General features: G+C 70.9%; 16 protein-coding genes. 2 read left to right on the top strand and 14 right to left on the bottom strand.

Features of this window, described 5'->3' with window-relative positions:
- Positions 1–4 precede the first annotated feature (4 nt).
- From bsaP to QSK37_RS06740, 9 genes are all read right to left on the bottom strand, one after another.
- On the bottom strand, positions 5–190 hold the full coding sequence (bsaP, locus tag QSK37_RS06780; protein WP_285618331.1) for a biotin synthase auxiliary protein BsaP: 186 nt from the start codon (positions 188–190) through the stop codon (positions 5–7).
- A 47-nt stretch (positions 191–237) separates the two neighbouring features.
- The gene (locus tag QSK37_RS06775) at positions 238–774 is read right to left on the bottom strand and encodes a GNAT family N-acetyltransferase (protein ID WP_285618329.1); all 537 of its coding nucleotides are present in this window, start codon (positions 772–774) and stop codon (positions 238–240) included.
- 74 nt (positions 775–848) lie between these two features.
- Positions 849–2,468: a monocarboxylate uptake permease MctP gene (gene mctP, locus QSK37_RS06770; RefSeq protein WP_285618327.1), complete on the bottom strand. Its 1,620-nt coding sequence runs from the start codon at positions 2,466–2,468 to the stop codon at positions 849–851.
- Entirely contained in the window at positions 2,469–2,714 is a 246-nt protein-coding gene (locus tag QSK37_RS06765) for a DUF3311 domain-containing protein (RefSeq protein WP_285570307.1), read from the bottom strand.
- Positions 2,715–2,795: 81 nt separating this feature from the next.
- The gene (locus tag QSK37_RS06760; protein WP_285618325.1) at positions 2,796–3,551 is read right to left on the bottom strand and encodes a hypothetical protein; all 756 of its coding nucleotides are present in this window, start codon (positions 3,549–3,551) and stop codon (positions 2,796–2,798) included.
- 46 nt (positions 3,552–3,597) lie between these two features.
- On the bottom strand, positions 3,598–4,602 hold the full coding sequence (gene bioB / locus QSK37_RS06755; RefSeq protein WP_285618323.1) for a biotin synthase BioB: 1,005 nt from the start codon (positions 4,600–4,602) through the stop codon (positions 3,598–3,600).
- A 64-nt stretch (positions 4,603–4,666) separates the two neighbouring features.
- Positions 4,667–5,422 (bottom strand): dethiobiotin synthase, encoded by a 756-nt coding sequence (gene bioD, locus QSK37_RS06750; RefSeq protein WP_285618321.1) that lies wholly within the window; start codon positions 5,420–5,422, stop codon positions 4,667–4,669.
- Between the two features lie 83 nt (positions 5,423–5,505).
- Entirely contained in the window at positions 5,506–6,258 is a 753-nt protein-coding gene (locus QSK37_RS06745) for a GntR family transcriptional regulator (RefSeq protein WP_285618320.1), read from the bottom strand.
- Between the two features lie 15 nt (positions 6,259–6,273).
- Complete coding sequence (locus tag QSK37_RS06740; RefSeq protein ID WP_349497944.1) at positions 6,274–7,440, bottom strand: 8-amino-7-oxononanoate synthase; 1,167 nt, start codon at positions 7,438–7,440, stop codon at positions 6,274–6,276.
- A 39-nt stretch (positions 7,441–7,479) separates the two neighbouring features.
- Between QSK37_RS06740 and QSK37_RS06735 the strand changes: the two genes are divergently transcribed.
- Positions 7,480–8,961, top strand: a complete 1,482-nt coding sequence (locus tag QSK37_RS06735) for a sensor histidine kinase (protein ID WP_285618318.1) — start codon at positions 7,480–7,482, stop codon at positions 8,959–8,961.
- 232 nt (positions 8,962–9,193) lie between these two features.
- On the opposite strand, the gene QSK37_RS06730 is transcribed toward QSK37_RS06735, so the two are convergent.
- Both QSK37_RS06730 and QSK37_RS06725 read right to left on the bottom strand, forming a co-directional pair.
- On the bottom strand, positions 9,194–9,448 hold the full coding sequence (locus QSK37_RS06730; RefSeq protein WP_285570288.1) for a WhiB family transcriptional regulator: 255 nt from the start codon (positions 9,446–9,448) through the stop codon (positions 9,194–9,196).
- A 253-nt stretch (positions 9,449–9,701) separates the two neighbouring features.
- On the bottom strand, positions 9,702–10,628 hold the full coding sequence (locus tag QSK37_RS06725) for a diacylglycerol/lipid kinase family protein (RefSeq protein WP_285570285.1): 927 nt from the start codon (positions 10,626–10,628) through the stop codon (positions 9,702–9,704).
- Between the two features lie 87 nt (positions 10,629–10,715).
- On the opposite strand from QSK37_RS06725, the gene QSK37_RS06720 reads away from it, so the two are divergent.
- Positions 10,716–11,093, top strand: a complete 378-nt coding sequence (locus QSK37_RS06720) for a hypothetical protein (RefSeq protein ID WP_285618316.1) — start codon at positions 10,716–10,718, stop codon at positions 11,091–11,093.
- A gap of 66 nt (positions 11,094–11,159) precedes the next feature.
- On the opposite strand, the gene QSK37_RS06715 is transcribed toward QSK37_RS06720, so the two are convergent.
- From QSK37_RS06715 to sodN, 3 genes are all read right to left on the bottom strand, one after another.
- Complete coding sequence (locus QSK37_RS06715) at positions 11,160–11,960, bottom strand: RNA polymerase sigma factor SigF (protein WP_285618315.1); 801 nt, start codon at positions 11,958–11,960, stop codon at positions 11,160–11,162.
- A 115-nt stretch (positions 11,961–12,075) separates the two neighbouring features.
- Positions 12,076–12,495 carry an ATP-binding protein gene (locus QSK37_RS06710; RefSeq protein ID WP_285618314.1) on the bottom strand — a complete coding sequence of 140 codons (420 nt, stop codon included), beginning with the start codon at positions 12,493–12,495 and terminating at the stop codon, positions 12,076–12,078.
- Positions 12,496–12,787: 292 nt separating this feature from the next.
- Complete coding sequence (sodN, locus tag QSK37_RS06705) at positions 12,788–13,189, bottom strand: superoxide dismutase, Ni (protein WP_285570274.1); 402 nt, start codon at positions 13,187–13,189, stop codon at positions 12,788–12,790.
- Positions 13,190–13,210: the final 21 nt, after the last annotated feature.

Genomic DNA, 13,210 nt, shown 5'->3' with positions numbered 1-13,210 from the left:
TCTCTCAGCCCGTACGCCTGCCGTGCCGGCTGCAGTCGGCGGTCCAGCCGCCGGGCGTCACCTGGACGACCATGCGGCGGCGGCATTCGGGGCAGTAACGCGGAGGCTCCATCGCCCGCGCCACCCGGCATCCTCCATGGTCACCGCCGGTGAGCGGGTCTCCGCAGTGGTCACAGTAGGTCGCCGTCACGGTGCAGCAGCGTACTCCAGAAGCGAGTCAGGGCGCCGGTGACGGGTTCAGAGTGGCAACGCGTAGGTCAGAAGCTCCACGCCGGGATGGGGCTGCCAGTCGCGCTCTGGCGTTCGCGTGAAGCCCAGCCGCCGGTAGATCCGGTGCGCGGCGTGCATCACCGGCTCGGTGGACAGCCGCAGGGCGCGGCAGCCGTCCTCGCGCGCGCGGCTGATGCAACGGCGGACGAGCGCCTCGCCGAGACCCAGTCCGCGTGCGGCCGGCACCACCGCGAGCATCCGGAACTCCGCCTCGCCCGGCGCGGTCAGCTGCGCCCACGGGCTGCCGTGCCGGCAGTAGGTCACCGTGCCCGTCGGCTCGCCGTTGTGCGTGGCGACGAGCAGTTCGGCCTCGCGGGCGCGGGCGACCGCGTCGCGCAGCCGCAGGATGTAGCTGTTGTCCGGGTTGATGTAGCCCCCCGCCACGTAGATCGCGGCGGTCAGCTCGCCGATCGTGGCGAGCTCGTCCGGCCGCGCCACTCTGATCTCCACCCCGGGCGGGTACGGGTGCGCGGACTGGTCCGGTGGCCGAGTCTCCTCGCTCACCCTCAGAGCCTAGACCACCACAAAGCAGGATCCGTCCCCCAGCCCCGGTCACGGAACACCGATCCCCTGCCGGATCAGTCGGTGACGAGTTCGGGAAGGTCCGTCACACCGGGCTCGTCGGCGTCGGCGGTGTAGTCGCCGGGCCGGGTCTCGTCCGTCCCGTCCGGTACGCCGGCCGCCCGGAAGATCACCGTGAGCACCATCACGACGATCATGTTGATGACGAAGGCGGTCAAGGCGATGTAGCCGGGGTGGCCGAGGAACGGGATGTCCGCGGTGGACTGGGCGAAGTGCTTCTGCGTCGGCGAGTGCTGTTCGTAGGCGGTCACCGTGCCGTACACCATCGCGACCGCCCAGCCGGCGAGCAGCGCCCACCGGTGGAACCACCGGGTGTAGAGCCCCAGGCCCAGCGAGGGGAACGTCTGCACGATCCAGATGCCGCCTAGCAGCTGCAGGTTGATCGACAGCGTCTTGTCGAAGGCCAGCACGAAGACGAGCGCGCCGATCTTGACCAGGAGCGACACGAACTGGGAGACGCGGGTCTCCTCGGCGGCCGTCGCGCCCGGCCGGAAGAACGCCGTGTAGACGTTGCGGGTGAACAGGTTCGACGCCGCGATCGACATGATCGCCGCCGGTACGAGCGCGCCCACGCCGATCGCGGCGAAGGCCACTCCGGCGAACCAGCCCGGGAACACGTGGTCGAACAGCGTCGGCACGGCGAGCTGCGGGTTCTTCGCGGCCCGGACCGCGGCGGCGACGTCGGGCCGGGCCAGCGCCATGTAGCCGAGCAGGGCCAGGAGCCCGAGCAGCAGCGAGTACGCCGGCAGGAGCGCCGCGTTCCGCTTGATCACGTCACGGCGCCCGGACGCCAGCGCCCCGGTGACCGTGTGCGGATAGATGAACAGTGCCAGCGCCGACCCCAGCGCGAGCGTGCCGTACGCCCAGTGGGTCATGTCGCCGGTCACGAGCGCACCACTCGGTCTGCCGGTCGCCGGGTTGGGCTTGGCCAGGCTGCTCTGGGCGCTGTCGAAGATGTGCCCCCAGCCGCCCAGCTTCGTGGGGATGTAGATGACCGCCACGATGATCACGAGGTAGATCAGCGTGTCCTTCACGAACGCGATCAGCGCCGGCGCGCGCAGGCCCGAGGTGAAGGTGTAGGCCGCCAGGAGCGCGAACGCGATGAGCAGCGGCAGGTCCCTGGCGAGCCCGGAGCCCTTCACGCCCATGACGGTGAGCACGGCCTGGATGCCGACGAGCTGCAGCGCGATGTACGGCATCATCGCCAGGATCCCGGTGACCGCGACGGCCAGCCCGAGCGTCCGGGAGCCGAACCGCCCGCGGACGAAGTCGGCGGTCGTGACGTAGCCGTGGACATGGGAGACGGACCACAGGCGCGGGCCGATGAGGAAGACGATCGGATAGGCGATCGCGGCGTACGGCAGGGCCCAGAACCCCATCGCGCCGCTCGCGAAGACGGCCGCGGGAACCGCGATGAACGTGTAGGCGGTGTACAGGTCGCCGCCGAGCAGGAACCAGGTGGTGAACGTGCCGAAGCGGCGGCCGCCGAGCCCCCACTCGTCCAGGTGCATGATCGTCTGCCCGCGCCGCCAGCGCGCGGCGAGGAAGCCCATCACGGTGACCGCCGCGAAGAAGATCAGGAAGACGGTCAGCTCCACGCCATTGACGTCGTCCATCTAGTCGTCCTCCTCGTCGGCGGGGCGTGCGGGCCGGGCCCGGCGGCTGAGCCGGTACGCGACGCCGATGAACACCGCGGTGAGGATCACCCAGAGGAGCTGCCACCAGTAGAAGAACGGGAATCCGGCGAGTCGCGGCTCGACCCTGGCGTAGCTGGGGACGGCGAGGTAGACGACGAACGGCGCGATCAGCAGGACCGCGACCACGACTCGTACGGCGGGGCTGGTCGAACGCGGATCAGACATGCGGAGGCCCTTTCGAAACCACGTTTCGCTGTGGGCCACTGTGAACGCGGCCGGTCACGATGCGGTAACGGCCGCGGCCGATCACCGGACGAGCGCGGCGCAGTCCGGCTCGTCGGGGAGCAGCGGGCGGACGGTCACCCGGTACGTCTGACCGCGGTCGCGCCACTGGGGCCGGCCGGCCAGCCGCTGGGCCGACGCGGCGTCGCGCCCGGTGAGGACCGTGCAGGTGCGGCCGCCGACCTGGCCGCCCGTGCTCAGCGGCTTCAACGGCCACTTCGGCGCGTCGCTCCCGCCCGCGGGCGCGGTGGCCGCCAGCACGGCGACGCGCGACGGCCGGTACGGCCGCGGATCGGTGCTCTGGTCACCGCGCGGCCAGGAGGACGGGACGAGCCGGGGCAGGAACCGCGCGGCCGGGTCGTCGGCGTGCCGGCCCTCCTGGATGACCTTCGTGGTGTGCGGCCGGCCGCCGGTCACGAAGGTGATCACCTTGTAGGTCGCGTCGGCCATGTTCCGGTCGTCGACCGTACGGGACCTGGCGAGCCCGGCCGCGGAGGCGTCCGCGACCAGGCGGCGCAGCGCCTGCGGCGTGAGGTGGTATTCGGTCGGGTGCGCGCCGCCGGTGATCGCACGCCCGTCGCCGTACAGGGAGAAGTCCGGCATGGTGCCGGGCCCGCCCAGGCCGGCGAAGCCTCCCGTGGTCTTCGTGCGCAGCACGAGCGCGTCCGCCGAGCCGAGGCTCGGGGACGACGAGTCATCGGTCTGGGCCTGAGAGTCTCCGGCGCAGCCCGAAGCGAGCAACGCGACGCCGGCGAGCACCGTGACGACCGCCGTCTTCATCGCGACCACCTCCCCGAACTCCGACGGTAGTGGGCGCCCGCTGGTTCTAGAGCGTTTGTGACAGTGCCTTGATCGGCATTTTCAACTCGTCCAGCATCTCCAGGTCGCTGCCGGTCGGACGACCGAGCGTGGTGAGGTAGTTGCCGACGATGATCGCGTTGATGCCGCCGAGCATGCCCGACCTGGTGCCCAGGTCGCCGAGCGTCAGCTCACGCCCGCCCGCGTACCGCAGGATCGTGCGCGGCAGCGCCAGCCGGAAGGCCGCGATGGTCTTCAGCGCCTCGGCGCCCTCGACCAGCGGGTAGTCGGCGAACGGCGTGCCGGGACGCGGGTTGAGGAAGTTGAGCGGCACCTCGTCGGGCTCCAGCGCGCCGAGCTGCGCGGCGAACTCGGCCCGCTGCTCGACCGTCTCACCCATCCCGACAATGCCGCCGCAGCACAGCTCCATGCCGGCGGCGCGCACCATCTCGCAGGTCCGCCAGCGCTCCTCCCACGTGTGGGTGGTCACGACCTTGGAGAAGTGCGACTTCGGGGCCTCGAGGTTGTGGTTGTAGCGGTGGACGCCCATCGCGGCCAGCTCGTCGACCTGCTCCTGGGTCAGCATGCCGAGCGAGCACGCGATGTTGATGTCCACCTCCTTGTTGATCGCCTCGACGCCCTCGCGCACCTGGCTCATCAGCCGCTCGTCCGGCCCGCGGACGGCGGCGACGATGCAGAACTCGGTGGCGCCCGTGGCGGCGGTCTCCTCGGCGGCCCGTACGAGCGAGGGGATGTCCAGCCACGCCGCGCGTACGGGAGAGGTGAACTGGCCCGACTGGGAGCAGAAGTGGCAGTCCTCCGGGCAGCCGCCGGTCTTGACCGAGACGATGCCCTCGACCTCCACCTCCGGGCCGCACCACTTCATGCGCACCTCGTGGGCGAGCGCGAGCAGCTCCTCCAAACGGTCGTCCGGGAGCGTGAGGCACTCGTGGACCTGCTCCTCCTTGAGCCCCTCACCCCGCTCGAGCACCTGTGTGCGCGCAACGGCAAGAATGTCGGCCGACTCGCTCACGAGCCCTCCTTCGTCGGGGGAGTGACCAGGCGCGCGTGTTCTTTGGTTCGCTCGCTCCGCTCGCTCACGGTTGGTCCTCTCGTGGGATCAGTTCCCCGTACGTCTGCGCACGGGTACGGCAGTCCTCCCGGAACGCCGCCGGGTCGAACACGCCGCCGAGGTGCGGGGCGAGGCCGGCCCGGGCGGCGAGCAGGAACTCCGCGCCGTCGAGCCGCCCGGACCGCTCCGGCAGCACGCCGGACAGCGGGCGCGCCGCGATGGTCTCCAGGTCACGCACGTTGCACAGGTCGTCCAGAAGGGGGCGGCGCGGCCACGCCCCGATCACGATGCCGGCCAGGTCGATCCCGCGCCCGGCCATGGCCTCCAGCGTCAGCGCCGTGTGGTTGAGCGTGCCCAGCCCCGGCCGTACGGTGACGAGCACGGCGGCCTTGAGGGAGTGCGCCAGGTCGGCGAGCGTGGCGCCGTCGTCGTCGTACCGCACGAGCAGTCCGCCCGCCCCTTCGACGATCACCAGGTCACGGTCGAGCGCCCTGATCCGCTCCGCGCAGGCCACCAGATCCGGCGGCGGCAGCCCGGCGAGCCGCGCCGCGGCGGCCGGGGCGAGAGCGGCGGCGTACCGCGCGTACTCGTGCACGTCGGTGATGCCGGCCAGGCGGCGAATCTCGTCCAGGTCACCGGCCATGCCGGGCCGCGCACCGGTCTGCGCCGGCTTGACCACCGCGACGGACGCCCCGCGCGCCCGGGCGAGCGCCGCGACCGCGGCCGTGGTCACGGTCTTTCCCACCCCGGTGTCGGTCCCGGTGACGACGAGCACACTCACCCGCGCGACTCTAGTGCGTCATCCCCCCGGGCCGTGCCCAACGACCCGTCAGCCGTGATGTGTGGAGCTCGCCAGGCGTGCCTTCAGGGGGTCTCGTGTTGGCGGCGGAGGCGGGTGATGAACTTGTAGCGGTCGCCGCGGTACAGGGACTGGGCCCATTCGACCGGTTCGCCGGCCGTGTCGAAGGCGTGGCGGGAGAGCAGGAGCAGGGGCAGCCCGACGTCGACGCCCAGCAGGCCCGCGTCGTCCGGGGTCGCCAGGACGGTCTCGATGGTCTCCTCCGCCTCGGCCAGGTGCACGTCGTACGCCGTGGCCAGCGTCTCGTACAGGGAGTTGTGCCGGGGCAGTTCTTTGCGCAGGCCGGGGAAGCGGCGGGCCGGAAGCAGTGACGTGTCGATCGACATCGGCTCGCCGTCGGCCAGGCGGAGGCGGTGGATGCGCAGGGCGCGGCCGCCGGGGCGGATGCCGAGGAGGCGAGCGAAGCGTTCGTCGGCGGTCACGTAGCCGATGTCGAGTATGCGCGTCTCCGGGCTCAGACCGTGGTGGCGCATGTCCTCGGTGTAGCTGACGAGCTGCAGCTCCTGGGCGACCTTGGGCTTGGCCACGAACGTGCCCTTGCCCTGGATGCGCTGCAGGCGTCCCTCGATCACCAGCTCTGCCAGGGCCTGCCGCACCGTCGTACGGGACGTGCCGTACTTTTCGGCCAGGCTCCGCTCAGGCGGCAGCGGACTGCCGGGTGCGAGCGCCTCGGTCAGCTCGACCAGGTGCTTCTTCAACCGGTAGTACTTGGGAACGCGAGGTTCCACCCCCAGCTCCGGTGCCCGCTCAGCCGTCACATGCTCTCCTCATGTTCACCGCCGCGTCGGGTCGGCGTTACGAGCAGAGTACGGGCCGATCAGCTCTCTGACACCAGTCAGAGCTCCGGTGACCTCTGTGAGTTCTGCCTCCTCCAGGGTCGCACGGCCGGTCAGCCGCAGGCACGCGCGCCCCTGGGGCACCGACGGTGGCCGGAAACAGCCGACCCGTACGCCGTGCTCGGCGCAGATCTCCGCGGCGCGTACGGCTCGTCCCGGGTCGCCGAGGACGACCGGTACGACCGCCGCGGCGGGAGTGGTCGTCTCCAGGCCGAGCGCGTCCGCCGCGGCGGCGAGGCGGCGGGCGCGGTCGCGGGCACGGGTGGCCAGTTCCGGCTCGGCGGCGAGAACGTCGAGGGCCGCCGCGGCGGCGCCCGCCGACGCCGGGGCCAGCCCGGTGTCGAACACGAACGAGCGCGCCGTGTCGACGAGCGTCTCGATCACCTCCGGGGCGCCGAGCACCGCGCCGCCCTGCGAGCCCAGCGACTTCGACAGGGTGACGGTGATGATCACGTCCGGCTCGCCGGCGATGCCCGCCGCGTACGCCGCGCCGCGCCCGCCCGGGCCGACCACTCCGAGTGCGTGCGCCTCGTCGATCAGCAGCAGCGCGCCGTGGTCGCGTACGACCGCGTGCAGCTCGCGGAGCGGGGCCAGGTCGCCGTCCACGGAGAAGACCGCGTCGGTCACCACGACGGCGTCGCGCGCGTCGTCGAGAGCGGCGTCCACGGCGGCGACGTCGCAGTGCGTTGTGACCACGACCGGGCAGCGGGCGAGGCGGCAGCCGTCGATCAGCGATGCGTGGTTGCCCCGGTCGGAGACGATCAGGCCCGGCCGCAGCGCGGTGACCGCGGCGAGGTTGGCGAGGTAGCCGGAGGAGAACACCAGCGCGGACGGCGTGCCGACGAAACCGGCCAGCCGCTCCTCGAGCGCCGTGTGCAGCTCCGTGGTGCCGGTGACCAGCCGTGAACCGGTCGAGCCGGTGCCCCAGGTGCGAACCGCCTTGATCGCGCCCTCCGCCAGCCGCGGGTCGCGGGACAGCCCGAGATAGTCGTTGGAAGCCAGGTCGAGCAGGGGCTGAGCGGGCGTGCGGGGCCGCAGCGTACGGCGCAGCCCGGCGGCCGTGCGCTCCCGCGTCGCGGCCGTCAGCCGCTCGAGAGGATCCACCCGCCGAATCATGCCAGGACCACCTGCGATGATGCAGACGTGCCCACGTTGAGCGACCTGATCAAAAAGCACACCGACCTCGGCGCCGATGACATGGACTGGATCCATTCGCTGGTGTCGGACTGGCAGCTGCTCGCCGACCTGTCCTTCGCCGACCTCGTCCTCTGGGTGCCGCTGACGGCCGAGCGCGGCGAGGACGGCAGCTGGGTGGCGGTGGCCCAGATCCGCCCGACGACCGGTCCGACGGCCTACCCCGAGGACCTCGTCGGCATGGTCGCCGGCCGGGGCGAGCGCGCGCTGGTCGACATCGCGTACCGCGAGGGCCGCATCTGCCGTGAGGGCGACCCCGAGTGGGGGAGCGGCATCCCCGTGCGCGAGGAGTCCATCCCCGTACGCCGGGGCGAGCGGATCCTCGGCGTCATCCAGCGCAGCACGAACCTCAGCTCCGCCCGTACGCCGAGCCGCCTGGAGCTGACCTACCTCCAGAGCGCCAGCGACCTGGCCAAGATGATCAACGACGGGCGGTTCCCGTTCCCGGAGCAGGAGCCCAACCTCGCCCGCTCGCCGCGCGTCGGTGACGGGCTGCTGCGCATCGACCGGGAGGGGCGGGTCCTGTACGCCAGCCCGAACGCCCAGTCGGCGTACCGGCGGCTGGGGCTGGCCACCGACCTGGCGAGCACGCACCTGGCGGACACCACCGCGCGCCTGGGCACCGCGCCGGTCGACGACTCCCTGGCCCTGGTGGCCGGCGGCCGCGCGGCACGGGAGACCGAGGTCGAGGCGAACGGCGCGATCGTCCAGCTCCGGGCCATCCCCCTGATCGTCGACGGTCACCGTACGGGGGCGCTCGTGCTGCTGCGCGACGTCACCGAGCTGCGGTGGCGCGACCGGGAGCTGATGACCAAGGACGCGACGATCCGGGAGATCCACCACCGGGTGAAGAACAACCTGCAGACGGTCGCGGCGCTGCTGCGCCTGCAGGCCCGGCGGCTCCAGGTGCCGGAGGGCCGGGACGCCCTGGAGGAGGCGGTACGCCGCGTCGGCTCGATCGCGATCGTGCACGAGACGCTCTCGCACACGCCCGAGGAGCTGATCGACTTCGACGACATCGCCGACCGGGTGATGGCGATGGCGGGTGAGGTGTCCTCACCGGAGACCCGCGTGCGGCCGAAGCGCGTCGGCGGGTTCGGCGTCCTGCCGGCGGCGATCGCGACGCCGCTCGCCATGGTCCTGACCGAACTCCTGCAGAACGCGCTCGAACACGGGCTGACCGACAACTCGGGCCTGCTGGAGGTCGTGGTGACCCGCAGCGGCGAGCGCCTGGGCGTGGTGGTGGCCGACAACGGCAAGGGACTGCCGGACGGCTTCGACGTGGAGTCGGCGGCGAGCCTGGGGCTGCAGATCGTCCGGACGCTGATCGTGGGCGAACTGGGCGGGGTCCTGGAGCTGCACCGCCGTGAGGGAGGCGGCACGGAGGTGACCCTCGACATCCCCCTCGCGCAGACGCCCCGGACGGGCTGATGGGAGACTGCCGCGCGAGCGGTCACCGGTGGTCGTGAGGCGTGAGAAGACCCCGGCGGGGGAAGTTACATACGAGAAGACGGGTTTGGGAGCTCATGCCCGTACGAGGGCGGAAAAGCGCAGCGCCCGTGGTCGGGCCACGGGCGCTTGGGACGGCAGGCCGCGGGTCCATCGTCGGAGGCGCGGTGCCGGAGGGGATCGACGGCAGGTGGGGCGTGCCTTCTGGTGAGGCTCAGGCGTGGGCGCGCGCACGGGCACGGGCGCGGCGGCGCTTCAGCGCACGGCGCTCGTCCTCGCTCATCGCTCCCCACACGCCGGCGTCCTGGCCGGAGTTGAGGGCCCACTGCAGACACGACTCGGTGACGGGGCAGCGACGGCACACCTGCTTGGCTTCTTCGATCTGCACGAGTGCGGGGCCGGTGTTGCCGATCGGGAAGAACAGCTCGGGGTCCTCGTCACGGCAGGCAGCGCGGTGGCGCCAGTCCATGCGGTCCACTCCTTCAATCGAGCGTGAAGCCATGACTCCACTTGTGAACGGTTTCACGATGTAACGAACAACCGGGTGCGGTGGCATGGCCCGGGGAAGTTGTCGTGGCGCGCTCGAGGTGTTATCCCATGTCTTCGCGCCTCTTTAGAGATTCTCAGGGCGTCCGGAGGGGCGCAAGGCCTTTGAGAAAGTTTTCTCAAAGTATGGCTGTCGGATGTGTCACACAATCGAAACACGCTTCCGGCAGGTCACCTCAGATCACAACACGCACAGCCTTCGGGACAGAGCGGAACGTGACGAACTCCCGCTGCCCCAGATAGTCGCCGTCGACCTGGAACGCGATGGGCCGCCGGGAACGCAGCGTGAACTCGGGAAGATCATGCAACCCGAGGATGTGACCGCCCCGGGGGAGCCGGTTGAACGGCGGCACGATCTGCGCCAGGACCCCCAGCGTCGACAGGACGTCGAACCTGCGCAGCGCGAACAGGTCCAGCCCGGTGGCGAAGCTCGCCCGCGGGTTCGGGTCGATCGGCCACCGCCCGGCGTACGTCCAGGGCGCGGTGTTGGAGACGATCCCGATGAAGATGTGGCCGAGCGGAGGCTTGGACGGCGCCTCCAGCGTGAGCGCCGGCCGGCGGCGGTCCGTCAGCACGAAGAACTGCCGCAGCGCGGTGCGCGCGTAGAGCGTGGAGTAGGCGCGGGACCCGGAGTCGCGCAGCTTCTCGACCGCGTGCACCACCTCGGCGTCCAGCCCGAGGCCCGCGCAGAAGGTGAAGTAGCGGCTGCCGGCCTGGCCCAGCCCGACCGTACGGCTGCGGCCGGCGCGCAGCGCCTCCAGCACCTGGCCGGCGGCGTCGAGCGGGTTGTTCTGCATGCCGAGCGCGCGGGCGAACACGTTGGCGCTGCCGGTCGGCACGATCGCGAGCGCGGGCACGTCGGGGGAGGGGCCGTCGGCGAGCAGGCCGTTGACCGCCTCGTTCACGGTGCCGTCGCCGCCCAGCGCGATCACCACGTCGTACCCCTCGCCGGCGGCCTGCGCGGCGAGCTCGGTGGCGTGACCGCGCCGCTGGGTCTCGGCGAGCTCAAGGCGTACCTCGCCGGCGAACGCGCGCATCAGCACGTCACGGGCTCGCCGGGACGTGGTCGTCGCCTTGGGGTTGGCGATGAGAAGTGCACGCACGTGCAAAAGGGTAGCTTCCACGCACCATTGCCTCGATCACGCACCCTCGGTGACCGGGTGCCGGTGATCCGGATAGTGTTCGGGGCTGTGTCCACACGTCCCATGACCCTGAGCACGGCGGCGGCCATCGAGGCCGTCGAGGGGGCCGCCGTGGTCGCGGTCGGCCTGTACGTCGGCGTCGAGGCGATCGTCGGCAGCCCGAACGACCTCGCCAGCGCGGTCGTCCTCGCCGTCATGGCCATCGCCGCCGGCGTCGGCATCGTCGCGGTCGGCCGCGGGCTGTGGCAGGTACGACGCTGGGGGCGTGCGCCTGCCCTGCTCACCCAGATCTTCGCGGTGATCGCCGCGATCTCGATGATCCAGAGCAGCCGGCAGATCCTCGGCGGCGTCCTGATCGTGGTGGCCGTCGCCGCCGCGGCGGCGCTGCTGAGCCCCCCGACCACGCGGGCCCTCGACCAGGACTGAGCCCAAGACCGACGAAGAGGCTGCCCGGGATCCTTCCCGGGCAGCCTCTTCGTACGTCGTCTTCTCTCAGTCGTCGGCGGTGAGGCCGTCGCGCAGCTGGGCGAGCGTGCGGGCCAGGAGCCGGGACACGTGCATCTGGGAGATGCCCAGCTCGGCCGCGATCTGCGACTGCGTCATGTTGCCGAAGAACCGGAGCAACAGGATGCGCTTCTCGCGCGCGGGCAGCTTTTCCAGCAGCGGCTTGAGCGACTCGCGGTATTCGACGCCCTCCAAGGCGTCGTCGACGATGCCGAGCGAGTCGGCGACCGCCGGCGCGTCCTCATCGCCCGAGTCGGGGGCGTCCAGGGAGACCGTGGAGTAGGCGTTCGCCGACTCCAGTCCCTCCAGCACCTCTTCCTCGCTCATCTGCAGGTGCTCGGCCAGCTCGCTGACGGTGGGCGCGCGGCCCTCGCGCTGGGCGAGGTCGCTGATCGCCTTGGTCAGCGACAGCTTGAGCTCCTGGAGCCGCCGGGGGACGCGGACCGCCCACCCCTTGTCGCGGAAGTGACGCTTGATCTCACCGACGATCGTCGGCGTCGCGTACGTGGAGAACTCCACTCCGCGTTCGAGGTCGAAGCGGTCGATCGACTTGATCAGGCCGATCGTCGCCACCTGGATCAGGTCGTCGAGCCACTCGCCGCGGTTGCGGAACCGGCGGGCGAGGTACTCCACGAGCGGGAGGTGCAGCTCGACCAGCTCGTCGCGGATGCGCTGACGCTCCGGGTCGCCCTCGGGAAGCGTGGAGAGGCGTTCGAACAGCATGCGCGCCCGCGCGCGGTCCGGCACGCTGTGCTCGTTGCTGCCCGCCACCGTCGTCTTCTCGGTCATGGGACCTCCTTCGTCGGCCCCATGACCAAGGTGCCGCGCCGGTCGGTTCCCTCGCTTCGCGGCTGGGACTCGTGCGACGGGCGGGCCGGGCGGTGCGGTGCCACTTGGACTCTGATCACGTCGTCTGCCCGCGCCGTTTCTGCAGGACGATCGTCACCCGGTCGTCGGCGCCGACCTCGGCGTCGACGTCGCCGGCGAGCGAGCTCAGGACGGTCCACGCGAAGGTGTCACGGCTCGGCTGCCGGCCGTCGACGGTGAGGACCGACACGCCGATGCTCATCGCATCGTCGGTCAGCTCGAACTCACACGTCAGGTCGGTGCCGGGAACCGCCTGGGCGAGGAGCATCGCGCACGCCTCGTCGATCGCGATGCGCAGATCCTCGATCTCGTCAAGGTTGAAGTCGAGACGCGCCGCCAGCCCGGCCGTCGCCGTGCGCAGCACGGACAGGTAGGCGCTGTCAGCCGGCAGCCGCACGGTCACCACATCGCGGACGTCAGAAAGACTGGCCGGCATGGCTGCGGTTTCCTCGGTCACGTCACTCCCTAGTTGGGGCTTCCCGCTCCCTTGAAACTACCGCTTGCGCGTACCTACTCGCGCGTCCGGCGCGCCTGCATATCACCAAGGGATCTTTCCACTGCGCGAGGCGGATCCACCGGCGGGTCGCTGGAGTCCTGCCCTTTTGCTCGTAATCGTACGATGACCAGCTGAATCTTCCGGTTACCAAGCTTGAAAAGGACACGGCGAGGACCGTGCTCGCGGATGACCCGCGGGCGGTCCTCGCCGTGGGTGGACTCACGCTCGGGAACTCATGCCCGGCCGGGAGTCCTCAGGCGTTCTTGGTCTCCCAGAAGATCTTGCTGATCTCGTCGATCTTCGCGAGGAGCTCGTCGGCCTTCGCCTTGTCGACGCCGCCCTTGGTGCCGGAGGCACCGGCGAGCTTGGTGGCCTCGTTGAACAGCTGGTGGAGCTGAGGGTACTTTTCGAAGTGCGGCGGCTTGAAGTAGTCCGTCCACAGGACCCAGAGGTGGTGCTTGACCAGCTCGGAGCGCTGCTCCTTGATGATCAGCGCGCGAGCGCGGAAGACCGGGTCCTCGTTGGCCTCGTACTTCTCGACGATCGCCTTGACCGACTCGGCCTCGATCCGGGCCTGAGCCGGGTCGTAGATGCCGCAGGGCAGGTCACAGTGTGCGGACACCGTGGCCTTGGGGCGCAGAAATCGTGCAAGCACCTGCGTGTCCTTCCGTTGTCT

Origin of the sequence: Actinoallomurus iriomotensis, from assembly GCF_030269445.1 — a bacterium.
GTDB lineage: Bacteria > Actinomycetota > Actinomycetes > Streptosporangiales > Streptosporangiaceae > Actinoallomurus > Actinoallomurus iriomotensis.
Note: the sequence above shows the minus strand (reverse complement) of the source record. Positions and strands in the feature narration are given on the sequence as shown.